This is a genomic window from Streptomyces violaceorubidus, assembly GCF_000717995.1.
Lineage (GTDB): Bacteria > Actinomycetota > Actinomycetes > Streptomycetales > Streptomycetaceae > Streptomyces > Streptomyces violaceorubidus.
The window spans coordinates 214,100-239,312 of record NZ_JODM01000005.1 but is presented as its reverse complement, the minus strand read 5'-3'; the positions used below and the strand labels follow the sequence as shown (position 1 = coordinate 239,312).

The 25,213-nt window shown below is 72.9% G+C and carries 25 protein-coding genes and 1 pseudogene; 13 read left to right on the top strand and 13 right to left on the bottom strand.

What is annotated here, in order from left to right; translation table 11 throughout:
- The first annotated feature begins 53 nt into the window (after nucleotides 1-53).
- Entirely contained in the window at nucleotides 54-896 is an 843-nt protein-coding gene (locus IE94_RS0110265) for an NAD(P)H-binding protein (protein WP_030181387.1), read from the top strand.
- Nucleotides 897-926: 30 nt separating this feature from the next.
- A complete protein-coding gene (locus IE94_RS0110260; RefSeq protein WP_245235213.1) occupies nucleotides 927-1,628 on the top strand; it encodes a class I SAM-dependent DNA methyltransferase in 702 nt (233 codons plus the stop codon).
- Between the two features lie 121 nt (nucleotides 1,629-1,749).
- Here the strand turns inward: IE94_RS0110260 and IE94_RS0110255 are convergent, their stop codons facing one another.
- From IE94_RS0110255 to IE94_RS0110240, 4 genes are all read right to left on the bottom strand, one after another.
- Entirely contained in the window at nucleotides 1,750-3,378 is a 1,629-nt protein-coding gene (locus IE94_RS0110255) for an FAD-binding oxidoreductase (RefSeq protein WP_030181381.1), read from the bottom strand.
- Between the two features lie 43 nt (nucleotides 3,379-3,421).
- Nucleotides 3,422-3,910 carry a nitroreductase family deazaflavin-dependent oxidoreductase gene (locus IE94_RS0110250; RefSeq protein WP_030181378.1) on the bottom strand — a complete coding sequence of 163 codons (489 nt, stop codon included), beginning with the start codon at nucleotides 3,908-3,910 and terminating at the stop codon, nucleotides 3,422-3,424.
- Between the two features lie 90 nt (nucleotides 3,911-4,000).
- A complete protein-coding gene (locus IE94_RS0110245; protein WP_030181376.1) occupies nucleotides 4,001-4,843 on the bottom strand; it encodes an AfsR/SARP family transcriptional regulator in 843 nt (280 codons plus the stop codon).
- A 41-nt stretch (nucleotides 4,844-4,884) separates the two neighbouring features.
- Complete coding sequence (locus IE94_RS0110240) at nucleotides 4,885-5,319, bottom strand: ester cyclase (RefSeq protein ID WP_030181370.1); 435 nt, start codon at nucleotides 5,317-5,319, stop codon at nucleotides 4,885-4,887.
- Nucleotides 5,320-5,521: 202 nt separating this feature from the next.
- On the opposite strand from IE94_RS0110240, the pseudogene IE94_RS37860 reads away from it, so the two are divergent.
- Nucleotides 5,522-6,142 (top strand): annotated as a pseudogene (locus tag IE94_RS37860) (class I SAM-dependent methyltransferase); the annotation flags it as partial.
- Between the two features lie 175 nt (nucleotides 6,143-6,317).
- Here IE94_RS37860 and IE94_RS0110235 read toward each other — a convergent pair.
- From IE94_RS0110235 to IE94_RS0110210, 6 genes are all read right to left on the bottom strand, one after another.
- Nucleotides 6,318-7,367, bottom strand: a complete 1,050-nt coding sequence (locus tag IE94_RS0110235; protein ID WP_051777403.1) for an acyltransferase domain-containing protein — start codon at nucleotides 7,365-7,367, stop codon at nucleotides 6,318-6,320.
- Complete coding sequence (locus IE94_RS0110230) at nucleotides 7,364-8,437, bottom strand: ketoacyl-ACP synthase III family protein (protein ID WP_051777400.1); 1,074 nt, start codon at nucleotides 8,435-8,437, stop codon at nucleotides 7,364-7,366. Before IE94_RS0110230 ends, IE94_RS0110235 begins: the two co-directional genes overlap by 4 nt.
- On the bottom strand, nucleotides 8,434-8,712 hold the full coding sequence (locus IE94_RS0110225) for an acyl carrier protein (RefSeq protein ID WP_030181363.1): 279 nt from the start codon (nucleotides 8,710-8,712) through the stop codon (nucleotides 8,434-8,436). Before IE94_RS0110225 ends, IE94_RS0110230 begins: the two co-directional genes overlap by 4 nt.
- Nucleotides 8,713-8,793: 81 nt before the next feature.
- A complete protein-coding gene (locus IE94_RS0110220; RefSeq protein ID WP_030181360.1) occupies nucleotides 8,794-10,032 on the bottom strand; it encodes a ketosynthase chain-length factor in 1,239 nt (412 codons plus the stop codon).
- Nucleotides 10,029-11,303, bottom strand: a complete 1,275-nt coding sequence (locus IE94_RS0110215; protein ID WP_030181358.1) for a beta-ketoacyl-[acyl-carrier-protein] synthase family protein — start codon at nucleotides 11,301-11,303, stop codon at nucleotides 10,029-10,031. The genes IE94_RS0110220 and IE94_RS0110215 overlap by 4 nt, the downstream gene beginning before the upstream one ends.
- Nucleotides 11,300-11,656 (bottom strand): antibiotic biosynthesis monooxygenase family protein, encoded by a 357-nt coding sequence (locus IE94_RS0110210; protein ID WP_030181357.1) that lies wholly within the window; start codon nucleotides 11,654-11,656, stop codon nucleotides 11,300-11,302. The genes IE94_RS0110215 and IE94_RS0110210 overlap by 4 nt, the downstream gene beginning before the upstream one ends.
- 237 nt (nucleotides 11,657-11,893) lie before the next feature.
- Here IE94_RS0110210 and fabG point away from each other — a divergent pair, with 237 nt between their 5' ends.
- The 6 genes from fabG to IE94_RS0110180 all read left to right on the top strand — a co-directional run bounded on the left by fabG (nucleotide 11,894) and on the right by IE94_RS0110180 (nucleotide 18,472).
- Nucleotides 11,894-12,679, top strand: a complete 786-nt coding sequence (fabG, locus tag IE94_RS0110205) for a 3-oxoacyl-ACP reductase FabG (protein WP_030181355.1) — start codon at nucleotides 11,894-11,896, stop codon at nucleotides 12,677-12,679.
- Between the two features lie 47 nt (nucleotides 12,680-12,726).
- On the top strand, nucleotides 12,727-14,079 hold the full coding sequence (locus IE94_RS0110200) for an SRPBCC family protein (RefSeq protein WP_030181352.1): 1,353 nt from the start codon (nucleotides 12,727-12,729) through the stop codon (nucleotides 14,077-14,079).
- Nucleotides 14,080-14,164: 85 nt separating this feature from the next.
- A complete protein-coding gene (locus IE94_RS0110195; protein WP_030181349.1) occupies nucleotides 14,165-15,487 on the top strand; it encodes an activator-dependent family glycosyltransferase in 1,323 nt (440 codons plus the stop codon).
- Nucleotides 15,488-16,105 carry a dTDP-4-dehydrorhamnose 3,5-epimerase family protein gene (locus IE94_RS0110190; RefSeq protein WP_030181346.1) on the top strand — a complete coding sequence of 206 codons (618 nt, stop codon included), beginning with the start codon at nucleotides 15,488-15,490 and terminating at the stop codon, nucleotides 16,103-16,105.
- Complete coding sequence (locus IE94_RS0110185; RefSeq protein ID WP_245235212.1) at nucleotides 16,093-17,040, top strand: NAD-dependent epimerase/dehydratase family protein; 948 nt, start codon at nucleotides 16,093-16,095, stop codon at nucleotides 17,038-17,040. The genes IE94_RS0110190 and IE94_RS0110185 overlap by 13 nt, the downstream gene beginning before the upstream one ends.
- A 79-nt stretch (nucleotides 17,041-17,119) precedes the next feature.
- Entirely contained in the window at nucleotides 17,120-18,472 is a 1,353-nt protein-coding gene (locus IE94_RS0110180; RefSeq protein WP_030181342.1) for an NDP-hexose 2,3-dehydratase family protein, read from the top strand.
- 89 nt (nucleotides 18,473-18,561) lie between these two features.
- Here the strand turns inward: IE94_RS0110180 and IE94_RS0110175 are convergent, their stop codons facing one another.
- A complete protein-coding gene (locus IE94_RS0110175) occupies nucleotides 18,562-19,671 on the bottom strand; it encodes a DegT/DnrJ/EryC1/StrS family aminotransferase (RefSeq protein ID WP_030181338.1) in 1,110 nt (369 codons plus the stop codon).
- A gap of 201 nt (nucleotides 19,672-19,872) precedes the next feature.
- Here IE94_RS0110175 and rfbA point away from each other — a divergent pair, with 201 nt between their 5' ends.
- Nucleotides 19,873-20,748 carry a glucose-1-phosphate thymidylyltransferase RfbA gene (rfbA, locus tag IE94_RS0110170; protein ID WP_030181336.1) on the top strand — a complete coding sequence of 292 codons (876 nt, stop codon included), beginning with the start codon at nucleotides 19,873-19,875 and terminating at the stop codon, nucleotides 20,746-20,748.
- A 55-nt stretch (nucleotides 20,749-20,803) separates the two neighbouring features.
- Here the strand turns inward: rfbA and IE94_RS0110165 are convergent, their stop codons facing one another.
- Both IE94_RS0110165 and IE94_RS0110160 read right to left on the bottom strand, forming a co-directional pair.
- On the bottom strand, nucleotides 20,804-21,523 hold the full coding sequence (locus tag IE94_RS0110165; protein ID WP_030181333.1) for a class I SAM-dependent methyltransferase: 720 nt from the start codon (nucleotides 21,521-21,523) through the stop codon (nucleotides 20,804-20,806).
- 96 nt (nucleotides 21,524-21,619) lie between these two features.
- Entirely contained in the window at nucleotides 21,620-22,399 is a 780-nt protein-coding gene (locus IE94_RS0110160) for a cyclase family protein (RefSeq protein WP_030181327.1), read from the bottom strand.
- A 197-nt stretch (nucleotides 22,400-22,596) separates the two neighbouring features.
- Between IE94_RS0110160 and IE94_RS0110155 the strand changes: the two genes are divergently transcribed.
- Genes IE94_RS0110155 through IE94_RS0110145 form a run of 3 tightly spaced genes read left to right on the top strand, consistent with a single transcriptional unit; the run spans nucleotide 22,597 to nucleotide 25,211 of the window.
- Nucleotides 22,597-23,031, top strand: a complete 435-nt coding sequence (locus tag IE94_RS0110155) for a nuclear transport factor 2 family protein (protein WP_030181325.1) — start codon at nucleotides 22,597-22,599, stop codon at nucleotides 23,029-23,031.
- Nucleotides 23,032-23,076: 45 nt separating this feature from the next.
- Entirely contained in the window at nucleotides 23,077-23,847 is a 771-nt protein-coding gene (locus tag IE94_RS0110150; RefSeq protein ID WP_245235211.1) for an SDR family NAD(P)-dependent oxidoreductase, read from the top strand.
- 23 nt (nucleotides 23,848-23,870) lie between these two features.
- A complete protein-coding gene (locus IE94_RS0110145; RefSeq protein ID WP_051777397.1) occupies nucleotides 23,871-25,211 on the top strand; it encodes a cytochrome P450 family protein in 1,341 nt (446 codons plus the stop codon).
- Nucleotides 25,212-25,213: the final 2 nt, after the last annotated feature.

Sequence of the window (25,213 nt, the reverse complement as noted above, 5' to 3'; positions counted from 1 at the left end):
ATCGCCTCCGGCAGTCGGCCGGGGAGCGCCGCTTCGTTCTCCGAGGAGGGGCCTTGAACATCCTGCTGACCGGTGCCACGGGCAAGGTGGGCCGTCATGTCACTCAGGGCCTGGTGGCCTCGGGCCATCAGGTGCGGGCGCTGACCCGCTCCCCTCGCGACGCCGCGCTGCCGGCCGGCGTCGAGGTCGTCCGCGGTGACCTGGAGGATCCGGGGACCGTGCAGGCGGCGTTGGAGGGCATCGACCGGATGTACCTCTTCCCGGTGCCCGAGACCGCCCAGGAGGTGGCCGCGCTGGCCCGGAAGGCGGGGGTCGGGCGGATCGTCGTCCTGTCGTCCAGCTCGGTGCTGGAGGACGAGGGCAATCCCAGCCACCGGCACCACCGGGCGGTCGAGCGGGCCGTCGAGGACAGCGGCGCGGAGTGGACCTTCGTCCGCCCCGACGAGTTCGCCGGCAACGCGGTGTGGAAGTGGGGGGACTCCATCCGTACTCAGGGCGTGGTCCGCGCTCCCTACGGGCAGGCCGCCCGCGCGGTCGTCCACGAGGCCGACATCGCCGCCGTGGTGGTGGCCGCGCTGCTGGAGGACGCGCACGCGGGTGAGAGCTACCTGGTGACGGGGCCGCAGGCGCTGACGCAGGTGGAGCAGGTACGCGCGGTGTCCCGGGCGATCGGCCGGGAGATCCGTTTCGAGGAGCTCGACCGCGAGGCCGGGCGGGCCGCGATGAGCGCCGCGATGCCGCCCGAGGTCGTGGAGATGCTGCTCGACTACCTCGCCGAGTCGGCCGTCACCCCGGGCCCGGTGAGCGACGCGGTGCGCCGGGTGACGGGCCGTGAGGCGCGGACCTTCGCGAGCTGGGCCGCGGAGCACGCCGGCCTTTTCAGCAGCACCGTCTGAGGGAGGGACCACGTCATGTACGGACCCGGGATGGCAGAGATCTACGAGTTGCTCCACGCGGCCCGCGGCAAGGACTACCGGACGGAGGCCGCCACCGTCGCGGGGCTGGTGCGGGCACGCAACGGGCAGGCGGCCTCCCTGCTGGACGTCGCCTGCGGCACCGGCGCGCATCTGCGTCACTTCGCCGACCTCTTCGACAAGGTCGAGGGACTGGAGCTGTCCGAGGCCATGCTGGCCATGGCCCGCACCGCGGTGCCGGCCGCCGTCCTGCACGGCGGGGACATGCGCGACCTCGCCCTGAACCGCTCCTACGACGTGATCACCTGCATGTTCGGCTCGATCGCCTATCTGAAGGACGTCGCCGAACTCACCTCCACGCTGCGCTCGTTCGCGGACCACCTGACACCGGGCGGTGTCGTGGCGGTCGATCCCTGGTGGTTCCTGGAGACATCGCTGGACCACCACGTGAGCGGGGACACGGTGACCGTGGGCCGGCGCACGATGACCCGGGTCTCCTGCACGGAGCGCGAGGGGAACACCTCGCACATGGTCGTGCACTACGTGGTCGCCGAACCGGGCCTCGGGGTGGAGCACTTCGCGGAGCGGCACGCGTTGACCCTCTTCACGCGGGCCGAGTACGAGGAGGCCTTCGCACGCGCCGGTCTGCGGGTCACCTACGTCGGGGAGATCCAGTCGGGCCGGGGGCTGTTCCTCGCGGACCGGCCCCGGTAGGCCGGGTGCGGCCGGGCGGGCGGGCCGCGGTAGGCCGGGTGCGGCAGGGCGGGCGGGCCGCGCGGGCACGGGAAGGGGGCGGTGGCCGCACGACGCCGCCACCGCCCCCGGTCCGCTGCCGTCAGTCGGGCAGTCGCACGGAGAGTGCGTGCCGGAAGACGTTGTGGGGGTCCCAGCGGGCCTTGACCCTCTGCAGGCGGGGGTAGTTCCCCTTGTAGTAGAGGGTGTGCCAGGGCACGCCGGAGGTGTTCCACTCCGGGTCGGCCAGGTCGACGTCGGGGTAGTTGATGAAGGTGCCCTCGGTATGGTCGCCGGGCACGGGGACGCCTCCGGTGCCGGCGAAGACGTCACGGTAGATCTCGCGGATCCAGGCGACGTTGGCGTCGTCCTGCGCGGGGTCCATCCACGTCGCGGACATCCACACCTTGATGACGGAGTCGCGCTGGGCGGTGGCGGTGGCCGTCTCCGGCACGGAGTTGACCTTGGCGCCGTAGGAGTAGAGCGAGACCTCGCCCCACACCTGGGAGTCGGCGCTCAGATAGCGGTAGAGGGTGGCCGTTTGGTCCGCCGTCCACCGCTTGCGCAGGTAGGCGCCCTTCGACTTGGTCCGGTCGAAGCCCCCCGTGTCGAACTTGTTGGCCAGCGTGCCCTTCAGCCACGGCTCCGTGCTCCGCTGGACGGCGGGCTCCACGCCCGTGCCCTCGTTGATCGCTGCGACGAAGTCGTTCAACAGGTCCTCGGCGCCGTCGAGTCCGCCGTCGATCTGTGTGTCCAGGAGGATGTTCCCGGCCGCCCGGCTGTTGAGGTAGAAGACGCTGTGCAGGCTGGCGTAGGGCGTGTCCGCCTCGCTGTTGCGCTCGTGCCAGGCCCCGTGGTTGTCGATGATCCGGGTGAAGGCCTCCTCGGTGAGGGCGGACCAGTCCCAGGTCACGATGTGCCGCACGGTGGATTCGGGGGCCTTGGGCAGCAGCGCGGACGGGTCCGTGCCGCCGGCCCCGGGGCTGCGGAACCAGTACCGCGTGACGATGCCGAAGTTGCCCCCGCCGCCACCGGTGTGGGCCCACCACAGCTCGCGGTTGGGGTCGCCCTCGTTCCGGGTGGCCACGACCTTGCGGGCCCGGCGCGAGGCGTCCACGACGACGACCTCGACCGCGTACAGGTGGTCGGCGACCACTCCGTCGCGCCGGGAGAGCGGGCCGTAGCCGCCGCCGAGGACATGGCCTCCGACGCCGACCTGGGGGCAGACGCCGGCCGGGATGGTCACGCCCCAGTCGAGGTACAGGGTGCGGTAGGCCTCCCCGAGGGTGGCCCCCGGCTCCACCGCGAACGCGCGCTTGGCCGGGTCGTAGCAGACCTCGCGCATCTCGGACATGTCGATGACGGCCTGCACGGCGGGGTCGTCGACGAAGCCCTCGAAGCAGTGCCCGCCGCTGCGCACCGCGATCCGCCGCCCGGCCTTCAGGGCCCGGTCGACGGCGTCGACGACCTGGTCCGCGGTGTGCACGACGTAGACCGTGTCGGGCTTGCCGCGGAAGCGCCCGTTGAAGCCCCGGCCGACCAGATCCGGGTAGCGCCGGTCCGTCCGGTCCACCTGGACGAGTCCGGTCGCGGGGCCGCACGCGCCGCCTCCCGCCGCCCGCGGAACGGCCGCCTCGGCGGCCGGGGCGTCCGGTACGACCGTGGCCACCGCGGTGACCGAGCCGACCGCCGCCGCGCTGCCGAGGAATCTGCGGCGCGTGTACTCGTTCAAATCAGACACCTTCCCTTTCCCTGCCGTGAATTCCTGTCGTTCCTCAAGCCGTGACGGGCTCGAGGATCACCACGGGAATTTCCCTGGTGGTCTTCTTCTGGTAACTCTTGTACTGCGGGAAGATTCCCGTCATCAGCTCCCAGAGTTCCGGCTTCTCCTCGGGGGTCGCCGTGCGGGCGCGCACATCGAGGTGCTCCTCACCGATCTGGACATGGGCCTCGGGCCAGGCGACCAGATTGAGATACCAGAGGGGGTGCTCGGGTTTTCCCCCGTTCGAACCGACGACGATGACACGATCACCGTGCCGGCCGTAGATCACAGCGGTGCGGCGCGCCTTTCCCGAGGTGCGGCCGCGGGTGGTGAGGAGCAGGGTGTCGAGCCCGTACCACTTCTGCCCCTCCTTGCCGCCGCTGCGGTCGTACCGGCGTATGTGCGCCGCGACCCAGCCCTCCGGGCTGTCGACGGGCGACTGCTCCCGCCAGTCCGGCCCGCCCTGCTGCTCCGGCTCCCGCTGTCCAGCCTCGTCCGGCATGAGACCCTCCCGGTCTAATCAAATTTGTCTAGCAGCCTCACCCTAGTCACAGGGCGGCCGGGGGTGCAATCAAACTTGATTGTCGACGCGTCAGTAGGGACGCCCGCCGCCGAAGGCCGTGGCGGGCACCGCGGCCGGAGCCCGGACCGCGGTGAAGCGCGGCTCGAACTCGGTGTCCGCGTTGAGCACCGCCTGGTGCAGCCGCTGCACCTGGGGACCCGGCTCCAGGCCGAGCCCGGCGACCAGCGCACCGCGCAGCCGGTGGAAGACCTGAAGCGCCTGGGCCCTGCGCCCGCTGAGGTGCAGGGCCCACATGTACTGGCCGTGCAGGCCCTCGTGCAGCGGGTTCTCCACCGTGAGGGCGGCCAGCTCGGCGAGCACCTCCCGGTACATGCCGAGCCTGAGCTCCACGTCGACCAGGTACTCGAAGGCGGCCAGCCGGGACTCCTCGAGCTGCCTGCGCCTGCTCTCCAGCACCCGGCCGGCCGGGACGTCGACCAGGGCCGGCCCCCGCCAGAGCAGGAGTGCCTCGTTGAGGTCCCGCATCCCGGCCGCGTCGTCGCCGCGCGCCAGGGCCTCGCGCCCGGAGGTCACCAGGCGCCGGTAGCGGTGCAGGTCGAGCACGCCCGCCTCGGCCGCCAGCGAGTACCCGCCCGCCCTGGTCACCAGGACGTCGCGGGCCACCTCGCCGGTGGGCCTGCCGGTGACCGCGGAGAACATCTTGCGCAGGTTCAGAATGTAGGTCTGCAACGTGGTCAGCCCGCTGACCGGCGGGTCGTCGTCCCACAGGTCCCGCACCAGCGAGGACACGGGCACCACCTGCCCCGCGTGGACGAGGAGCATCGCCAGCACGTTGCGCAGTTTCGGGGCGCTCGGGGCGCTCGTCTCCCCGTTCACCCGCACGTACAGCGAGCCCAGTACACCGAACTCCATCGCGCCTCCCCCAGGCTTGTGCGGCATCGAGGAACCCTCGATCACGGACGGCGGTGCTCCGCCACCGGCCACGGCTCGCCGAGCTGCCGGTAGGTGCCCTGGTAGTCGGGCCAGTCGCGGTGGTGGTGGATCTTGCCGTCGACGAAGTGGAGGAGGTGGATCTGCTCGCCGGAGAACAGACGCCCGGTGGGCTGCATGCCGACCATCTCACCGACGTGCCGCCCGTAGAGCACCAGCCGGGCCCGCACCCAGTCGCCGTTCTCCTCGATGGCCACCTCCTCCAGGCGCGCGTCCTCGGAGAAGGTCCTCTTGACCCACGCGACATTGACCGCGAAAAGTTCGGGCCCCAGCAGCGAGGTGAATTCAAGGGTGCCCGGATTCATGTATTCCGGATGGATGTACTCGGCCACGTCGTCCGTTTTCCCGGTGTTGTACGCCTCCACCATGCGCCGGACGGCGGCTATCTGGTCGCTCACCTTTTTCTCCCTCCGAATTGATGCGTCGGTGCCGAAAGCAAGTCTTAGGAAAGAACCCCGTGGGGCACAAGACCCGACCGGCCGTCCGCATATTTCTTTGCGTTTTGTCCAGCCACATTCCAGCGGGGCTCCAAGAGTCCTCGATCCGAGCCCGAGACGGGACGTGGAAGGTGGGGGATCCACCGACAGAGCGGGAGGGCCAGTGGACACGTCCACGTACAAATCCGAAGTGACGGCTGCCTTCAACAGCGCCGCGGCGTCCTACGACCGGCTCGGCGTCGAGTTCTTCACCCCGATGGGCCGGCGCCTGGTGGAACACGCGGCCCCCCGTGAGGGCGAGCGGGTCCTCGACGTCGGCTGCGGCCGCGGGGCCTGCGTCTTCCCGGCCGCCGAACGCGTCGGGCCGAAGGGCCTGGTGGTGGGCATCGACGTCGCCGAGGCGATGATCGAGGAGGCCGCGAAGGAGGCGGCGCTGCGGCGCGCGGACACGGTGGAGCTGCGGGTGATGGACGGGGAGCACCCGGACTTCGCGCCGGGCTCCTTCGACGTGGTGCTGGGCAGCTACAGCGTGATCTTCCTGCCCGACGCCCCCGCGGCCCTGGCCCGTTACGCCCCGCTGCTCTCGCCCGGCGGCCGCCTCGCCTTCACCAGCCCGGTCTTCAGCGACGACACCTTTCCCTTCCTGCCGCCGGTCTTCACCGAGCTGATCCCCCGTGAACTGCTGCTCGACCTGCCCCCGGCGTGGCGGCCCGAAGCGCTCCAGCAGCGTTTCAACAGCTGGCTCGCCGACCCGGCCGATCTCGCCCGCTCGACGATCCCGGCTTCTGGGCGGGGCAGCCCGTGGCCCCGGTGCTCTTCTGGCCCGCGCTGGAGGCGCTGCTGGCGGGGGGGGGGCACCCCCCGGCGTGCGCCGGGCCGGGGCGGGGGGCGCCGGCCGAGCGCGGGGCGCGGGCCGCGCCCCCGCCCGGGGGGGGGGGCGGAGCCGTACGCCGTGCGGGTCAGGCGACGGAGTGCTCCGGGGCGCCGGTGCGCCCGGGGCCACGGACCACCGGGTGTCCGGCCGCCTCCAGGCGGCGCAGCGCGGCGTCCAGGCCGGCGCGGTCCGCCTCCGGCGCCCCCGGCCGGGGCGGCAGCAGCGAGACCACGGCACTGGTGCCCCGCCGGACGGCCGGGTGCCGGCGGGCCACCGCGGACAGTCCCTGCCCCGGCCCGACGTCCACCAGCAGGTGGTCGCCGCCCGCCAGCAGCGCCTCCAGCGCGGGCCAGAAGAGCACCGGGGCCACGGGCTGCCCCGCCCAGAAGCCGGGATCGTCGATGTCGGACCGGGTGAGCGGGGCCGCGGTGTAGGCGGAGTGGACCGGCACGGACGGCAGGTGCCGTTCCACCGCGGCGAAGCGTTCGGCCGCGCCCCGGCAGGCGGGTTCGAGCACGGGGCTGTGGAAGGGGCTGAGCGACGGCACCCGGCGGCAGACGAAGCCCGCCTCCCGCAGCGCGCGTCCGGCCGCCTCCAGCGGCTCGTCGGGTCCCGCGAGCACCGTCTGGCGCGGGGTGTTGACCGCGCCGACGACGACCTGCCCCCGCAGGTACGGAGCCACCTCCGCCGTGGAGGCGGCCACCGCCAGCATGCCGCCCGGCGGGGCCCCGGCCAGCCGGCGCACCCGGTCGAGGACCAGGCCGGTCGCGTCCGGGAGCCGGAACACCCCGGCCAGGGTGGCCGCGGCCATCTCCCCGATGCTGTGCCCCAGCAGCGCCGTCGGACGCAGTCCCCGGTCCAGTGCCGTCCGGCCCAGTGCGTGGCCGACGGCGAAGAGCAGCGGCTGGGACCGGGTGACGTGGTCCATGTCGGTGCGGGGGCGTTCGGCCAGCCAGTCCCGGCGCAGCGCGTCGCCTTCGGCGCCCGCCGCGTCGAAGAACTCGTCCATCGCCGCGCTGAAGGCCGGCTCGTGCCCGTAGAGCCCCGCGGCCATCCGCACGTGCTGGGCTCCCTGGCCGGGCAGCAGCAGCGCGACGGGCAACGGCTGCCCCGTCCGGGTCCCGGCGGGGGTCATGCGACGGCCCCCACGGCCTCGGGGCTCACCCAGGCGGGCCGCTCCAGGATCTCGACGACCGCGCAGGAGTAGGTGAATCCGGCGCCCACGCTCATCCAGACCACCAGGTCTCCGGCGTTCAGTCCGGTGGCGGAGACCAGGTGGTCGAAACCGGCGATCTGGTCGCCGGCGCCGAGGTGCCCGACGGTGCGGCTCCACTCCCAGGTGGTGCGCTCCTCGGCGATGCCGAAGCGGGCCAGGAACCCGGCCCGCAGCCGTTTGCGGCCCAGGTGGGGAAGGACGAAGCGGTCGACGTCGGCGAGCGTGACCCCGGCCTCGGCCAGGGCCCTCGCGACGGCGGCGTCCTGCGCGGCCCCGCTCGCCGCGATCACCCCGGTCACCCGGCGGGTGGCCAGGAAGTCCTTCTTGCAGGCGTCCAGGTCGACCACGGGCCGGTGACTGAACGGGGCCCTCCCGAAGGGGTCGTCGCCGCGGTGCATCCCCTCCAGCTCCGGAGCGGAGACGGTGGCGACGGCGCGGATCCGGGCGAAGCCCTCGCGCGAGGAGAGCACGAGGGCGGTGCCCCCGTCCCCGTAGAAGGTGCCCGAGTCGCTGCGCCAGCGGTCGAAGCCCGGCGGACGGAAGGCGTCGCCGGTCGTCACCAGGACGCGCCGGTCCTCCTCCCCGGCCGCCGGGCCGCCCCGCAGGTGGTCCACCGCGAGACCGAGCGCGGCCATGCCGCCGTTGGACACCTGGCCGACCTCGATCGCGGGGCACTGGTTGCCGACGGCGGCCCGCTGGACGTACGAGGCGGGCGCCCAGAGGTCGTGCCCCTGGTAGAAGAAGCTGGCGTGCAGGATCAGCGACACGTCGTCCAGGCCCGCGCGTTGGAGGGCGGTGCGGGCGGCGCGGGCCGCCATCTCCGGCGCCGGTTCGTCCTCCGCGACGGCCACGGACACCATGCCGGTGGTCGTGACCAGCGCCTCGTCGCAACTCCCGGCCGCGACGGCGTCCGCGGCCGGGGTGCGGGGCGGCAGCCAGGCCGCGCACCCCGCGATCAGGATGTCCGGCGCCCAGACCGCCTCGGTCATCCGGCGGCCTCCACGGCGGGAGTGCGGGCGGCGAGTGCGGCGTTGACGGCGTCGACGAACGCGGCGGGGGTCAGCGCCTCGCCCAGCGTCTCCTCGGGCAGCTCGACGTCGTAGGCGCGCTCCACCCTGCTGAGCGCCTCCATCAGGGCCAGCGAGTCGTAGCCCAGCTCGGCGAACTCCTGAAGCGCGGCGGTGTCGGCCAGGTCGACGGACTCCTCCTCGCCCGCGCACTCCCGCATGATCGTGAACAGGTCCTCAAGGGTGAAAGCGGACATGACGTCTCCAATGGGTGTGAGGTGTCGTTCGGTGACGGCGCGTGGGGGGCGGGGACGGCCGGCCCGCGCCGCGGTGTCGGCCTACGCCCCCGTCGGGCGCCGTACGACCATGGCGCTGTTGAAGCCTCCGCGGCCCCGGGCCAGGACGAGGGCGGCGTCCCCGTCGACGGGCCGGGGCCGGCCGGTCACGAGGTCGAGGTCGTAGTCGGCGGCGGGGGCGTCGACGTGGACGGTCGGCGGGACGAGGCCGTCGCGCAGGGCGAGCAGGGCGGTGACGAGGTCGAGCGGCGCGGCGCCCGAGTAGAGGCGGCCGGTCATGGTCTTGGGGACCGTGACCGGCACCCCGCCGGGCCCGAAGACCGCGCTCAGGGCCCGCGCCTCGACGCGGTCCGCCTCCGGTTCGCCGGCGCCGTCCGCGAGGACGAAGGTGATGTCCTCGGGGCGCAGTCCGGCGTCGGTCAGCGCGTCCCGCACCGCCCGTTCCAGGTTGGAGGGCCGGCCCGAGCCGGGCCTCGGGTCGAAGGTGGCGGCGTAGCCGCCGATCTCGCCGTAGACGCGCGCCCCGCGTTCCCGGGCCCGCCGCCCCTCCTCCAGGGTCAGGATCGCGCCGCCCTCGCCCGGCACGTGGCCGTCGGCGGCGGCGGCGAACGGCCGGTAGGCGCGGGCCGGATCGTCGCTCCCGCTGAGCATCCCGGCGGAGATCTGCGCCGCGAGGCCGTACGGGCACAGCGAGGCGTCCATGCCGCCGGTCAGCATGACCGGGGTGCCCCCGCGGATGCGGCGCCGGGCCTGTGCGACCGCGTCGAGGCCGCCCGCCTGGTCGGTGACGAGGACTCCGGTCGGACCGCGCAGGTCGTGCCGGATGGAGACCTGGCCGGTGTTGACCGCGTAGAACCAGGCGAAGGACATGTACGCGCTGACGTGCTTGGGGTCCTTGCCCCACAGGTGGCCCAGCTCGCGCTGGCCGAACTCGAATCCGCCGGAGGCACTGGCGGTGACCACCCCGCGCTCCTGTGCCGGCAGGCTGCCGGCGTCCAGTCCGGAGTCCGCGAGCGCCCAGTCGGAGCCCGCCAGGGCGAACTGCGTGGTGCGGTCGGTCTGCGGGACGAGCCTGCTGGGGACGTGGTCGCGCACGGAGAAGTCGGTGACCTCGCCGGCCAGCCGGGAGGGGTAGGAGGAGGGATCGAAGCGGGTGATGCGGCCGATGCCGCTCTCGCCGCGGAGCGTCGCCGACCAGTAGTTGCGCGCCCCGACGCCGTTGGGCGCGAGCACCCCGACTCCGGTGACGACGGCCGTCGGGGTGGGGGCCGGGGCGGTCATGGCCGCCTCCCTTCCGTCGCGGTGAGGACCATCGCGCTCTGGAAGCCGCCGAAGCCGCTGCCCACCGTGAGGACCGTGTCGGTGCGCTGGTCGCGCGCGGTCAACGGCACGTAGTCCAGGTCGAGTTGAGGGTCGGGTTCGTGCAGGCCGGCCGTGGGCGGCACCACACCGTGCCGGATCACCAGGGCGGAGGCGGCGGCCTCGATGGAGCCGACGGCGCCGAGCGAGTGCCCGATGACCGCCTTGATGGAGCTGACCGGGACCCGGTGGGCGTGCTCGCCCAGGCTGCGCTTGATCGCGGCCGTCTCGTGGATGTCGTTCTGCCGGGTGGCCGTGCCGTGCGCGTTGACGTAGCCGACGGCCTCCGCCGCGAGCCGGGCGTCGTCGAGCGCGCCGGTGATCGCGGCGGCCATCTCCATGCCGTCGGGGCGCAGGCCGGTCATGTGGTGGGCGTTGGCGCGGGCGGCGAAGCCGGCGATCTCGGCGTAGACCTGCGCCCCGCGCCGCAGGGCCGACTCCCGCTCCTCCAGGACGAGGACGGCCGCGCCCTCGCCGAGCACGAAACCGCTGCGGGTCCGGTCGAAGGGCCGGGAGGCGTGGGTGGGGGTGTCGTTGCGCGGCGAGGTCGCCTTGATGGCGTCGAAGCAGGCCACCGTGATCGGCGCGACGGGGGCGTCGCTGCCCCCGGCGATCATGATGTCGGCGCTGCCCTCCCTGATGAGCTCGACGGCGTGCCCGAGGGAGTCGAGGCCGGAGGTGCAGCCCGCGGAGACGAGCGCCACCGGCCCCTCGGCGCCGGCCTCCCAGGCCACTTCCGCCGCCATGGAGCTGGGCACGAAGTAGTCGTAGAGGTACGGGGTGCCCGCCGCGTGGTCGACGAGCCACTGCCGCCCGCCGTCGCTGCGCGCGACGTACTCCTCCTCCAGTTTCTGGGTGCAGCCCACCGCGGAGCCGAGGCTGACACCGGTACGGTGCGCGTTGCCCTCGTCGATCTCGACGCCGCTGTCCGAGAGCGCCTCGCGGGCGGCGACCAGCGCGAACTGGGAGGCGCGGTCCAGGCGTGCGGTGTCGCGCGCCGACAGTCCCGAGCGGAGCCCGTCGAAGTCGCACTCGGCGGCCATCCGCGAGCGGAACGGCGTCGGGTCGAAGGCCGTGATGGTCCGGGTCGCGGACACGCCGGAGACGATGCGCTCCCAGAACGCCTTGGTCCCGATGCCGCCCGGGGCGACCACGCCGAGCCCGGTGACGACCACCCGGCGGCGGCCCGTCATATCCCCACCTCGCCCCGGGCCGTCGCCCCGCCGTCGCGCCGCAGACGGGCCAGGTACAGCTCCGGACGGCTCTCGCTCAGGGCGCGCAGGGCGCCGGCGTGCGGGGTGAAGTCGGGGTGCGAGACGGCCGCCCGGAAGGAGGCGACGTCCTTCCACTCGGCCACGTTGACGTACTGGCCGGGCCGCTCGGCGTGACGGCAGAGGGTGTGCCGGACGAAGCCCGGCTGCCTCGCCATGAACTCGGACGTCCGCGCGAACTCTTCCTCGAACACCTCCGCCTCGGCGTGCACCGTGAAGGTGTTCACGAAGGTCACGGCGCCGTCCTCCCTGGCGTCTGACTCGTGGTCCGTCATCAATGGCCTCCCTCGTGACCCGGTGATGCCCGGCACCTCGACGACCCTTTCGGGTGCCTCGGCACCGCTTGACTCCACGCGGTCGTTCGTGTCGTTCCACGCTGCGTGCCGGTTCTCGCATGCGGGTGGAAGGCCGCTGGAGCGCGGGCCGGGCCAGGGGTCGAGCGCATTTCGAGCGGCCGCTGAAACCCTCGCAGTCGTCCGACACCCCACCGCAGGAAACGCCGAGGAGCCGCCATGTCGCCCGCAGCAGAGCGCGTCGCCGTCGTCACTGGTGCCACCAGCGGAATCGGCCTGGCCGTGGCGCGCAGCCTGGCCGGTCAGGGCGCGCGGGTCTTCATCTGCGCCCGTGACGGCGACCGGGTCGCCCACACCGTCAAGGAGCTGCGCGAGGCCGGTCTGGACGTCGACGGCGCCTCGTGCGACGTGCGCGACACCCGCCAGGTGGGCGCCTTCGTGGCGGCGGCCAGGGAGCGGTTCGGTCCGGTGGACGTACTGGTCAACAACGCCGGCCGCAGCGGCGGCGGCCAGAGCGCGCACCTCACGGACGAGCTGTGGCTCGACGTGATCGACACCAACCTCAACAGCGTCTTCCGGGTGACCCGTGAGGTGCTGACGACCGGCGGGATGCTGGAGCGCGGCGCCGGGCGGATCGTCAACATCGCCTCGACCGGCGGCAAGCAGGGCGTGGCCCTGGGGGCGCCGTACTCGGCGTCGAAGCACGGCGTCATCGGCTTCACCAAGGCGCTCGGTCTGGAGCTGGCGAAGACGGGCATCACCGTCAACGCCGTCTGCCCGGGGTACGTCGAGACGCCGATGGCCGAGCGGGTGCGCCAGGGATACGCCGGCGCCTGGGACATCAGCGAGGCGGAGGTGCTGGAGAGGTTCGAGGCGAAGATCCCCCTCGGACGCTATTCCACGCCGGACGAGGTCGCCGGGCTCGTCGGCTACCTCCTGTCCCCCACCGCCGCGTCGATCACGGCCCAGGCCATGAACGTCTGCGGCGGGCTCGGCAACTACTGACAGCGGGCCCGGCCGTGCGCGGCCGCGGCCGGACAGAGGGGATCAGGATGACGCAGGAGCTGCACACCACCGAGCACACCATCACGGTGGCCGCCGCGCCGGAGACGGTCTTCGCCCTGGTGGAGCGGGCCGAGGACTGGCCGCACGTCTTTCCGCCGACCTTGCACGTGGAGTACCTGGAGCGGTCCGGCGACGAGGAGCGGCTGCGGATCTGGGCCACCGCCAACGGCGAGGTGAAGTCCTGGACCTCGCGCCGGGTCCTGGACCGCGAGGGGCTGCGGATCCGGTTCCGCCAGGAGGTCTCCCAGGCCCCGGTGGCGGCGATGGGCGGGGAGTGGATCGTCGAGGCGCTGGCCGACGGCGGCTCCCGCGTCCGGCTGCTGCACGACTTCCGTGCCGTCGACGACCTGGAGCGCAACGTCGCCTGGATCCTGGAGGCGGTCGAGCGCAACAGCGGCGCCGAGCTGGCCGCCCTGGAGTCCGCGGCCCTGCGCGTGGGCGGCGACGCGGAGCCCTACACCTTCGAGGACACCGTGCACGTCGACGCGCCGGCCGAGGAGGTGCGCGCCTTCCTGCACGACGCGGGGCGGTGGCAGGAGCGGCTGCCGCACGTGGCCCGGGTGCTGCTGAAGGAGGACACGCCGGACGTCCAGCACCTGGAGATGGACACGCGTGCCCCCGACGGGTCGACGCACACCACGACCTCCGTCCGGATCTGCCTGCCCGACGGGCGCATCACGTACAAGCAGTCGCAGACGCCCGCCCTGATGTCCGTGCACACCGGCGAGTGGACGGTGCGCGAGACCCCGTCCGGCAGCGTGGCCGTCTCCCGGCACACCGTGGTGGTCAACACGGCGGCCGTCACCAAGGTGCTCGGCCCCTCGGCCACCGTCGCCGACGCCCGCGCCTTCATCCGGGACGCGCTCGGCGGCAACAGCACGATCACCATGCGGCACGCCAAGGAGTTCGCGGAGCGGCGGGGCCGCACCGAGCCGGTCGCCCCGGCCGAGTACGCCTCCATCCAGCAGTTCTACGCCCGGCAGATGCGCCTCCTCGACGAGGGCGAAGGGGCCGCCTGGGCCGGCACGTTCACCGACGACGGGGTCTTCGACCAGAGTTCGTTCGCCGAGCCGGTGCGGGGGCGGGCGTCGATCGCCTCGGCGGTGCGGGAGCGGCCCGCCCCGCCCCCCGGCACGGTGCGCCGGCACTGGCTGGGCCTGCCGGCCGCCTGGCGGTTCCCGGACGGCTCGGTGCGCACCGGCTACGACGCCCTGGTCGTCTCGACGTCGGCGGGCGCCGCCCCCGTGCTCCGGTTGAGCACGTCGTGCCGGGACGTCCTCGTCGCCGACGGCGACAGCTGGCTGGTGCGCCACCGGTACGTCGGCCACGACGGACAGTGAGGCCCACCGCGCCGGTCCGTGCCCGCTGCCGGGGACCGCACGGGCCCTGCGGAGCCGGCGCCACCACTCGCGAAAAGGGAGATCGATGAAGGTCCTGTTCACCACATTCGCCGCGAAGTCCCACATGCATGCCCAGGTGCCGTTGGCCTGGGCCCTTCAGACCGCCGGCCACGAGGTGCGTATCGCCAGCCAGCCGGACCTGGCGGAGGACATCACCCGTACCGGACTGACCGCCGTCTGCGTCGGTGAGCCGCTGCTGCTGGAGGAGCAGATGCAGCGGGTGAACGAGGGCCTGGGCGACGACGCCGAGATCATGGAGAGCCAGGCGGAAGCCGGGATGGACATGACGGAGACCCGTCCCGAGATGCTGACGTGGGACCACGTCCTCGGGGTGTTCACCGCGATGACGGCGATGGCCTTCCAGAACTCCTGCCCGGAGCGCATGATCGACGACCTGGTCGCGTTCAGCCGCGAGTGGCAGCCCGACCTGGTGGTGTGGGACACGCTGTCCTTCGCCGGACCGGTGGCCGCGCAGGTCACCGGCGCCGCCCATGCCCGGCTGCTGTTCGGGCTCGACCTGCTGGGGCGGATGCGCGAGACCTTCCTCGACCTCCAGGCCGAGCGGCTGCCCGAGCAGCGCGACGATCCGCTGCGCGAGTGGCTGACCTGGACGCTCGGCCGCTACGGGGCCGAGTTCCAGGAGGAGGTGGCCGTCGGGCAGTGGACCATCGACCCGGTGCCGCCGTCGATGCGGTTCCCGGTCAGGCAGCCCTTCGTGCCGCTGCGCTACATCCCCTACAACGGGCAGGCCGTCGTACCGGACTGGCTGCACGAGCCGCCGAAGAAGCGGCGGGTCTGCCTGACGCTGGGCGTGGCCCACCGCGAGGTGCTGGACGGCGACCGGGCCTCGATCGGCGAGCTGGTGTCGGCGCTGGCCGAACTGGACGTCGAGGTGGTGGCGACGCTCAACGCCAAGCAGCTCGCCGGGCTGGAACTGCCCGACAACGTCAGGGCCGTGGACTTCGTGCCGCTCAACGCCCTGCTGCCGACCTGCGACGCGGTGGTGCACCACGGCGGGTCGGGCACCTTCCAGACCGCGCTGGCCCACGGTGTCCCGCAGCTGATCGTGCCGGACATGGTCTGGGACACCATCCACAAGGCCAAGCAGCTGGAGAAGTTCGGGGCGGGGCTGTACGTCCAGGACCCGGACCACTACACCGCGAAGGAGCTGCGCGACCACGTGCTGCGTCTGCTGGACGAGCCCTCGTTCGCGGAGAACTGCGCGCATATCCGCCGGGAGATGGTCGGCACCCCGAGCCCCAACGACATCGTCCCGCTGCTGGAGAAGCTGGTCGCCGAGCACCGCGCGGCCCGTGCCTTCGGCGGCACTCCCCGAGAGGAGCGGTAGATGGCTTCCGCCGTGAGGTACCGCGAACTCGCCGTGTCGGGCGCGTATGCCTTCACCCCGCCCGTCTTCGAGGACGAGCGCGGTCTGTTCACCTCCCCCTACCAGGAGCCGGCGTTCGTCGAGGCCCTCGGGCACCCGCTGTTCCGGGTGGCGCAGTCCAACCACAGCAAGTCGCGCCGGGGCACGGTGCGGGGCATCCACTACACCGTCACCCCGCCGGGCGTGGCGAAGTACGTGTACTGCGCCCGGGGCCGTGCCATCGACATCGTCGTGGACATCCGGGTCGGTTCGCCCACCTACGGCCGCTGGGACTCCACCGTGCTCGACCCGGAGGGGTTCAGCTCGATGTACTTCCCGGTCGGGGTCGGGCACGCCTTCGTCGCCCTGGAGGACGACACGGTGATGTCGTACATGCTCTCCGGGAGTTACGAGGCGCACAACGAGCTCTCGCTGTCACCGCTCGATCCCGCGCTCGGCCTGCCGATCCCGACCGACGTGGAGCCCCTGCTGTCCGCCCGGGACACCGCGGCGCCCCTGCTCGCGCAGGTGCGGGCGGAGGGCGGACTGCCGGAGTACGACAAGTGCCGTGACATCGAGGCCGCGCTGTGGCGGCCCTGACCGGTGACCGGGCGCGGACCGGGGGAGCCCGGGTCGCGGTGCTGGGTGCCACCGGCTGCGTCGGCCGCTGCGTCGGTGACGCGCTGGAGCGCGAGGGGTACGAGGTGCTGGCCGTCGCCCGGCACCGCGCGCCGGCGGTGGCCGGCCGGCTCTTCGCCGGCCTGGACGTGGCGGCCGTGCCGCCCGCCGACCTCGCCGCCCTGCTGAGCCGGCACCGGGTGGGCGCGGTGGTCAATGTGACGGGCGGCTGGGGCACGACCGAGGAGGAGATGCGCTACGCGCACATCACCCTGGTCGAGCGTCTGCTGTCGGCCCTGGAGCTGACGGCCGGGCGGCCGCGGCTGGTCCACGTGGGCTCCATCCACGAGTACGGGCCGGTGCCCGAACCGACGGCGATCGGCGAGGAGTTCGAGGCGCGGCCGGACACGAGCTACGCGCGGACCAAGCTGTCCGGCTCGCAGCTGGTGCTCGACGCCGCCCGGGCCGGCCGGGTGGAGGCGCTGGTTCTGCGCGCGGTCAACGTGTGCGGGCCGCACACGACCCGGGCGAGCTTCCTCGGGTCGGTGGTCGAACGGCTGCGGGCCGCGGCGGCGGACCGGCCGGTGGTGCTGCGGGTCGCGGACGCGCGCCGGGACTTCGTCGACGTACGGGACCTGGCCGAGGCCGTGGTCCTCGCCGTCGCGTCGCCGGTGACCGGGCGGGTCGTCAACATCGGGCGCGGGGAGGCCAGCTCCATGCGGGAACTGGTGGACCTGCTGGTGGCCGCCTCGGGGCTGCCGCCCGGGCGGCTGCGGGTCGAGGACGGGCCGGTCTCCAGCAAGGGCGGCGGCTGGACCCTGGCCGACATCCGCCTGGCCGGCGAACTGCTCGGCTGGAAGCCGCGCATCCCGCTGGCCGAGACCATGCGGGCGACGTGGGAGACACCCGCCGGATGAGCCACCGGGGCGGGGCCGGCCCGCGTCCCGCCCACCACGAGGAGACCACAGGCGTGCACACGAGTGCTGAGGAGCGCAGATGGCCGATGTGACGGCCCGTATCGCCAGGTCGGCCGCCGCGCTGGCGAGCCCGCAGACCGACCTCGCGGGGTTCGACGACTGGTTCGCGCGGTACGGAGAGCGGATCTACACGACGGCCGAGCGCATCCCGCTGGCCGCCCTCGACCAGTGGTACCAGACGCCGGTGACCGGTGATCTGCGCCATCGCAGCGGCAAGTTCTTCACGGTGCACGGCCTGCGGGTGCAGATGCCCGGCAACGCGGTGCCCTGGTGGGACCAGCCCATCATCGACCAGCCCGAGGTCGGCATCCTGGGCATCCTGGTCAAGGAGTTCGACGGGGTGCCGCACCTCCTGATGCAGGCCAAGGCGGAACCGGGCAACCCGGGCGGCCTCCAGCTCTCCCCCACCGTGCAGGCGACCCGGAGCAACTACACCGGCGTCCACAGGGGCAAGCCCGTGCCCTACCTCGACTACTTCCGGGACACCGCACGGCACCGGGTGATCGCGGACGTGCGGCAGTCGGAACAGGGCGCCTGGTTCTTCCGCAAGCGCAACCGCAACATGGTGGTGGAGACGGCCGGTGAGGTGGAGGTCCTGGAGGGCTTCCGCTGGTTCACGCTCGGGCAGTTGTACCGGCTGCTGGCGCGGGACGACGTCATCAACATGGACGCCCGGACGGTACTGGCCTGCCTGCCGCACACGTCCCGTCCGGACGGCGCCCTGCACCGCATGACCGACGTGCTGAGCTGGATCGCCGGCACCCGTTCCCTGGCCACGGTGCACACCGAGCGGATCGCGCTCAACGCGTTGGACGAGTGGCAGCACAGCGAGATGGGCTACTCGCACGAGAGCGGCGGCTTCTTCGACGTCATCGGGGTCTGCGTGACCGCCGCCGGGCGGGAGGTCGGCACCTGGCACCAGCCGATGATCGAGCCGCGCGGCACCGGCGTCATCGCCTTCCTGCGCCGCGAGTTCGACGGCGTGCCGCACGTGTTGATGCACGCCCGCACGGAACCGGGCTACGCGGACGTCGTGGAGCTGGCGCCGACCGTGCAGTGCGTCCCGGAGAGCTACGGCTGGCTGCCGCCGGGGGCCAGGCCGCGCCATCTCGACGAGGTGCTCTCGGCCGGGGCCGACCGCATCCGCTACGAGGCCGTGCTCTCCGAGGAGGGCGGCCGCTTCTTCCACGCCCGCAACCGCTACCTGATCGTGGACAGCGACGTCCCCGAGGACCCCGGCCACCCCGACTACCGCTGGCTGACCATGCACCAGCTGACCCGGTTGCTGCGGCACAGCCACTACCTGAACGTGCAGGCACGGAGCCTGGTGGCGTGTCTGCGCGGCATCGAGGCGGCCCCCCTCGCCGCCTGATCCGCGTGCACGACGCCGAAGGCCCTGCGGGATCCCTCCGCAGGGCCTTCGGTGTGCGAGGCGTGCCGTGCGCGACGTGCCGCACCGGCTCAGAGACCGGCCAGCACGTCGCGCACCGCGCTGATCACCTTGTCCTGGACGTCGGGGGCGAGGGCCGGGTACATGGGCAGCGAGAAGATCTGGCCGGCCAGCTCCTCGGTGACGGGCAGCGAGCCCGGGCGGTAGCCGAGGTGGGCGAACCCGGTCATGGTGTGCACCGGCCAGGGGTAGCTGATGTTCAGCTCGATGTCGTACGTCCTGAGTGCCTCGATGACGGCGTCGCGGCGGGGGTGGCGCACCGTGTAGACGTAGTACACGTGCTCGTTGCCCGCGGCGGTGCGGGGCAGTACGAGACCGGTGTCGGCGAGACCCTCCTCGTAGCGCCGGGCGACGGCCCGCCGGCCCGCCACGTAGCCGTCGAGGCGGCGCAGCTTGCGGCGCAGGATCTCCGCCTGCACCTCGTCGAGGCGGGAGTTGTGGCCCGGGGTGCCCACGACGTAGTAGCGCTCCTCCATGCCGTAGTAGCGCAGCCGGCGCAGCGCGTGGTGGGCGTCGTCCCGGGAGGTCAGTACGGCACCGCCGTCGCCGTAGGCGCCGAGCACCTTCGTCGGGTAGAAGGAGAACGCCGCGGCGTCGCCCGTGGTGCCGGCGAGCCGGCCGTCGCGGCGGGCCCCGTGGGCCTGGGCGCAGTCCTCGACGAGGAGCAGGTCGTGTTCGGCGGCGAGCCGCTCCAGCGGCGCCAGGTCGACGCACTGGCCGTAGAGGTGGACCGGGAGCAGGCACCGGGTCCGGGGCGTCAGGACGGCGGCGACCTGGTCGGTGTCCATGAGGTAGGTGTCCGGGTCCACGTCGACGAAGACCGGGGTGGCGCCGACCGAGTCGATGGCCACCACGGTGGGTGCCGCGGTGTTGGACACGGTGACGACCTCGTCCCCGGGGCCGACACCGAGCGACTGGAGGGCCAGCTTGATCGCGTTGGTGCCGTTGTCGACGCCGACGCAGTGCCCCGCACCGTGGTACGCGGCGAACTCCTCCTCGAAGCCGCGCACGCTGTCGCCGAGGACGAGCCGGCCCGAGCTGAAGACCGTCTCCACGGCGTCCAGAATATCGGCGCGTTCGTTCTCGTATTCCTGTAGATAGTCCCATACGAGAGTGGTCATTGCTTCTTTCCCTCCCATTTACCGATGTCCGGCCGCAGGGCGTCACGGTCCCCTGGCAGCACATCACACCGCCAAGGCGCTTTACAACCCCCGGCATTCCTCTATTCCCGGTCGATTTACGCTGGATTCGAAATTGCCGTCCTTGCTGCCGGGCAAATCCTGTCGATAGCATGTACAGAAATCGAGGACAGGGGCATACCCATGAAGGGGATTATTCTCGCCGGCGGTTCGGGAACAAGGCTCCATCCGATAACCGTCTCCGTTTCGAAGCAGCTCCTCCCGGTCGGCGACAAACCGATGATCTACTATCCGCTGTCGGTGCTGATGCTCGCGGACATCAGGGAGATCCTGCTCATCTGCACCGAGCGCGACCTGGAACAGTTCCGCAGACTCCTGGGCGACGGCTCCCACCTCGGCCTGGACATCGACTACGCGGTGCAGAGCCGGCCGGCCGGGCTGGCCGACGCCTTCGTCATCGGCGCCGACCACGTGGGCGACGACGACGTGGCACTGGTCCTCGGGGACAACATCTTCCACGGCTACCACTTCTACGACCTGCTCCAGCGCAACGTCCGCGACGTGCGGGGCTGCGTGCTGTTCGGCTACCCGGTCGAGGACCCGGAGCGCTACGGGGTCGGCGAGATCGACGCGGCGGGACGGCTCGTGTCCCTGGAGGAGAAGCCGGTCCGGCCCCGCTCCGACCTGGCCGTCACCGGGCTCTACCTGTACGACAACGAAGTGGTGGACATCGCCAAGAACCTGCGTCCCTCGGCGCGCGGAGAACTGGAGATAACCGACGTCAACCGGAATTACCTGGCCCGCGGCCGGGCCCGACTGGTGGACCTCGGCCGCGGTTTCGCCTGGCTGGACGCCGGCACCCCGCAATCACTTCTCCAGGCCACCCAGTACGTACGGACCCTCGAAGAACGGCAGGGCGTGCGCATTGCCTGCGTGGAGGAAGTCGCCTTGCGGATGGGATTCATCGACACGGAGCAGTGCCATCGGCTCGGCGAAAAGATGGCACAGTCGGACTACGGCCAGTACGTGATGTCCGTGGCGCGCGACATGCAGGACTGACGGGTCCTTTCGCCGCCGGGGCCCGCTTCGGCCGGTCCCGCCCATCCCGCCGGTTCTAGCGGTCCGAGGTCCGCACACCGACGAAGAGGCCCCGGCCGGTGGGACCGCCCTCCAGGAATTCCACGGCGCAGCCGGCATCGGCGAACGCGGAGAGGTATTCCTCCTTGGTGAACAGGGTCAGTACGTCGATCTCGGTGAACTGCTGGATGCCGGTGGCGTCGCCCACGGTGAAGCGGACCTCCATGCGGGTGGCCCGGCCCTTGCGGGTGGTGTGCGAGATCCGCGCGATCGTGCGGTGCTCCGCACGGGCCAGGTCGCCGGCGACGTAGCCCTCGATGAAGTTCTCCGGGAACCACCAGGGTTCGACCACCAGGACACCGCCGGGCTCCAGGTGGTGGGTCATCGACCTGATCGCGGACCGCATGTCGGCCACCGTCTCCAGGTATCCGATGGCGCAGAACATGCAGCTCACCGCGGCGTACGTGCGGCCGAGGCGGAAGTCGCGCATGTCGCCCGCGTGCACGGTGGTGCCGGGCAGCCGCTGCTCGGCGATCCGGCGCATCGGCTCCGCGATCTCCAGTCCCTCGGCGACGCCGAACTTCTGCCCGAACACGCCGAGATGGGCCCCGGTTCCGCAGGCGACGTCGAGCAGCGAGTCGGCTCCGGGGTTGCGTTCGGTGATGACCCGGGCGACGTCCGCCGCCTCCTGGCCCCAGTCCTTGCCGCGGCTGCGGTAGATCTCCTCGTACACGTCCGCGAGTTCCCGGCCGTACATGTGCGCCTCCTTGGCTGTCGTCCCCGTGGGCGGGGCGTGAGGCGGGTGGTGTCGTGGTCGGCACCCGTCCCGCGTGTCCTTCGCGTGTCGTGCGCCTCACTCGTCGAGCAGTGCCACCGCCCTCGCCCAGCCGGCCCCGGCCCCGGCGACGCGCACCGGGAAGCAGGCGAGGCGGAAGCCGTGGGCGACGGGCAACCGGTCGAGTCCGGCCAGCCGTTCGATCTGGCAGTACTCGCGGTCCCGTCCGATCATGTGGGCCGGCCACAGCACCGATCGGTCACCGGTCGCCCGGTAGCGGGCGATGATGTCGCCGAACGGCGCGTCCAGGCTGAAGGCGTCGGTGCCGATGACGCGCACGCCCCGGTCCAGCAGCAGGTGCACGGCCGAGGCGTCGAGCCCGGTGAAGTCCGTGAAGTACTTCGGTGTCCCCGCCCACGCGTCGGCGCCGGTCCGCAGCAGCACGATGTCCATGGGCGCGAGCGTGTGGCCGACCCGTTCCAGCTCCCGCTCGATCACGTCGGCGCCGACCGCGCCGGTGCCCCGCTCGCTCACGTCCAGCACCACGGCGGGCCGGAAGAACCAGTCGAGCGGCAGCTCGTCGATGTGCCGCGGCGGGCCCTCGCGGTAGGAGGCGCGGGTGCCGTAGTGCGAGGGCGCGTCGACGTGCGTTCCGGTGTGGGTGGTCAGCTGGAGCCGGTCCAGCGAGAGGAACTCTCCCTCCGGAAGCTCGGCCGGGTCGAACTCGATGCCGAAGTGGTCGCGCATCTCCTCACTCATGTGCACGGCGGCCTCCTTGGGCCCGAGGACCTCGTGCACCACGGGATCGGGTTCGAAACCCGCCGCGTCGACGGGCGAGGACAGGTCGATGATGCGCACACGGGCCTCCCGGCGATGGTTCGTTGCGAGCCAGCCCATGCTCACCAGTACGGCTAGAGAAGCGTTGGAGCGCGGCTGAACGGCCGCCCGTGCTCCCGCTCGACCGATCCTGGAGCCCCTGCTGCGACCGTCGTGAGGTCACCGGGGCCGGGAACCGCCTCCGCCCCGGCCCACGGGAACGGCGGAAGGAACACGGCATGACAGCACAGGCCCCGACGGCCCCGGCGGACGTCTACGCCGAAGTACAGCACTTCTACGCACGGCAGATGCGGCACCTGGACATGGCGGAGGCCGACGCCTGGGCCGACACCTTCACCGAGGACGGCTCCTTCGCGCCGCCCTCGCGTCCGGAGCCGGTGCGCGGCCGTCCGGCCCTGACGGCGGGCGCCCGGCAGGCCGCCGCGGACCTCGCCGCCCGCGGCGAGACGCAGCGCCACTGGGTCGGCATGCTCACCGTCACGCCCGCGGGCGACGGGTCGCTGACGGCCGAGAGCCAGGTGACCATCATCGCCGTGCCGCAGGGCGGACCCGCGCGGCTGCACCTGGTCTGCACCTGCCGTGACGTCCTGGTGCGCGAGGCCGGTGAACTCCTGGTGAGGGAGCGGGTGGTGACGCGTGACGACCGCCCGTAGCGGGAGCCGGCCGCCCGCCGTACGGCCCGTCCCACGGACCCGGACGTGAGCGCGGCCCAGGGCCCCGCGGCGCCCCGGGGCGTGATCGTCACGGGCGGCGGAACGGGGATAGGGCGGGCCACGGCGCGCGCCTTCGCCGCCCGGGGCGACCGCGTGCTGGTCGTGGGCCGCACGCCCGCGACCCTGGCCGGGACCGCCGAGGGGCACCCCGGCATCAGCGTCCTGGCCGTCGACCTCACCGGTCCCGACGCGCCCCGGGCCGTCACCGAGGCGGCGCTGGAGGCCTTCGGACGGATCGACGTACTGGTCAACAACGCGGCCACCGGCGGGTTCGCCGCCCTCGCCGAGACCAAGCCGGAACTGGCCCGCGAACAGCTCGACGGCAACCTCCTGGCCCCGCTGCTGCTCACCCGGCAGACCCTGGACGCCCTGGCGGCCGACGGCGGCGGCACGGTGCTGAACATCGGCTCGGCCGGCGCGCTGGGCCGCCGGGCCTGGCCGGAGAACGGGGTCTACGGCGCCGCGAAGGCGGGCCTCGACTTCCTCACCCGGACCTGGGCGGTGGAACTCGCGCCGCGCGGCATCCGCGTCCTGGGCCTCGCGCCCGGCGTGATCGACACCGGTATCGGTGAACGGTCCGGCATGTCGCGGGAGGCGTACGCGGGCTTCCTGCGGCAGATCGCCACGCGCGTCCCGGCCGGCCGGGTCGGCAGCCCCGACGACATCGCCTGGTGGGCCGTCCAGCTCACCGACCCGCGCGCCGCCTACGCGACCGGAGTGGTGCTCGCGGTCGACGGCGGCCTGTCCCTCACCTGAACCACGCCCCGAAGGAGCCCGCCGTGACACACACGGAGACCGAAGAGACCACCACGCCCGAGGAGGTCCGGCAGACCGACAGCGAGCTGGGCCGCCATCTGCTGACCGCCCGCGGCTTCCACTGGATCTACGGCACCAGCGGCGACCCCTACGCCCTGGCGCTGCGCGCGGAGAGCGACGACCCCGTGGCACTGGCCCGGCGCATACGGGAGTCCGAGACACCGCTGTGGCGCAGCGCCGCGGGGGCCTTCGTCACCGGCCGGCACGCGGTGGCCGCCGAGGTGCTGGCCGATCCCCGGCTGAGCCTGCGCCACGCCGATCAGCCGGGTTCCCAGCGGCACGTCTTCTCGGACGCCTGGAGCAACCCTCTGCTGTGCCACATCACCCCGCTGGACCGGGCCTTCCTGCACGCCCCGGACTCCGACCACGCCCGTTGGCGGCGGGCCGCGGCGCCGGTGCTGGACGACGCGGCGGCGGACGGGCGGCGCGCGGGCGCCGAACGGCTGCACGCCGAGCGGGCCGACGGGCTCGGTGCCTCGTTCGACCTCATGGCGGACTACTCCCGTCCGGTGGCCGTGGCGGCCGCCGCGGCGCTGCTCGGGGTCCCGGACGCCGCGCAGGACCGCTTCGCCCGCGCGTGCGCGGACCTGTCGGTCGCGCTCGACGCGGTGCTCTGCCCGCAGCCGCTGGCCGTCACCCGCCGGCTGACCGAGGCCGTGGAGGACATCCGCGGCCTCGTCGGTGCGCTGGTCGCGGCGCGACGGGCCGAGCCGGGCGACGACCTGCTCAGCACCGTCCTCGCCGCCGACCCCTCGGACTCGGGCGCCCGGGACGCGCTCGCCGTCGGGGTGCTGGCCGCCGCGGTGGGCGTCGAGTTCACCGCCGGGCTCATCAACAACACGGTGGAGGCGCTGCTCGCCCACCCGGTGCAGTGGGCACTGCTCGGCGAGAGCCCGGACCTGGTGTCCTCGGCGGTGGAGGAGGCGCTGCGCCACGCGCCGCCGGTCCGGCTGGAGAGCCGGATCGCCGCCGAGGACCTCACGCTCGCCGGCCAGGACGTCCCCGCCGGTTCCCAGGTGGTCGTCCACGTCGGTGCGGCCAACCGGGACCCCGAGGTGTTCCTCGCCCCGGACCAGTTCGACATCACCCGGCCCCTGGCGCAGGGGCAGTTGGCGCTGTCCGGCCCGCACACCTCGCTCTTCGGGGCGTTCGCCCGGCTCCAGGCCGAGAGCGCGGTGCACGCCCTGCGCGAACACCACCCCCGTCTCGCCCCGGCGGAGGGTGTGCGGCGCCGGATGCGCTCCCCCGTCCTGGGCGGCGTACTGCGGTGGACCCTGACCACGTCGGCGACCACTTCCGCGTAAGG

Coding starts and splice junctions, on each gene's coding strand:
- IE94_RS0110260 (WP_245235213.1), top strand. CDS start 927: ATGGCAGAGATCTACGAGTTGCTCCACGCGGCCCGCGGCAAGGACTAC.
- IE94_RS0110250 (WP_030181378.1), bottom strand. CDS start 3,910: ATGCCGGACGAGGCTGGACAGCGGGAGCCGGAGCAGCAGGGCGGGCCG.
- IE94_RS0110245 (WP_030181376.1), bottom strand. CDS start 4,843: ATGGAGTTCGGTGTACTGGGCTCGCTGTACGTGCGGGTGAACGGGGAG.
- IE94_RS0110235 (WP_051777403.1), bottom strand. CDS start 7,367: ATGACCCCCGCCGGGACCCGGACGGGGCAGCCGTTGCCCGTCGCGCTG.
- IE94_RS0110230 (WP_051777400.1), bottom strand. CDS start 8,437: ATGACCGAGGCGGTCTGGGCGCCGGACATCCTGATCGCGGGGTGCGCG.
- IE94_RS0110225 (WP_030181363.1), bottom strand. CDS start 8,712: ATGTCCGCTTTCACCCTTGAGGACCTGTTCACGATCATGCGGGAGTGC.
- IE94_RS0110220 (WP_030181360.1), bottom strand. CDS start 10,032: ATGACCGCCCCGGCCCCCACCCCGACGGCCGTCGTCACCGGAGTCGGG.
- IE94_RS0110215 (WP_030181358.1), bottom strand. CDS start 11,303: ATGACGGGCCGCCGCCGGGTGGTCGTCACCGGGCTCGGCGTGGTCGCC.
- IE94_RS0110210 (WP_030181357.1), bottom strand. CDS start 11,656: ATGACGGACCACGAGTCAGACGCCAGGGAGGACGGCGCCGTGACCTTC.
- fabG (WP_030181355.1), top strand. CDS start 11,894: ATGTCGCCCGCAGCAGAGCGCGTCGCCGTCGTCACTGGTGCCACCAGC.
- IE94_RS0110200 (WP_030181352.1), top strand. CDS start 12,727: ATGACGCAGGAGCTGCACACCACCGAGCACACCATCACGGTGGCCGCC.
- IE94_RS0110195 (WP_030181349.1), top strand. CDS start 14,165: ATGAAGGTCCTGTTCACCACATTCGCCGCGAAGTCCCACATGCATGCC.
- IE94_RS0110190 (WP_030181346.1), top strand. CDS start 15,488: ATGGCTTCCGCCGTGAGGTACCGCGAACTCGCCGTGTCGGGCGCGTAT.
- IE94_RS0110180 (WP_030181342.1), top strand. CDS start 17,120: ATGGCCGATGTGACGGCCCGTATCGCCAGGTCGGCCGCCGCGCTGGCG.
- IE94_RS0110175 (WP_030181338.1), bottom strand. CDS start 19,671: ATGACCACTCTCGTATGGGACTATCTACAGGAATACGAGAACGAACGC.
- rfbA (WP_030181336.1), top strand. CDS start 19,873: ATGAAGGGGATTATTCTCGCCGGCGGTTCGGGAACAAGGCTCCATCCG.
- IE94_RS0110165 (WP_030181333.1), bottom strand. CDS start 21,523: ATGTACGGCCGGGAACTCGCGGACGTGTACGAGGAGATCTACCGCAGC.
- IE94_RS0110155 (WP_030181325.1), top strand. CDS start 22,597: ATGACAGCACAGGCCCCGACGGCCCCGGCGGACGTCTACGCCGAAGTA.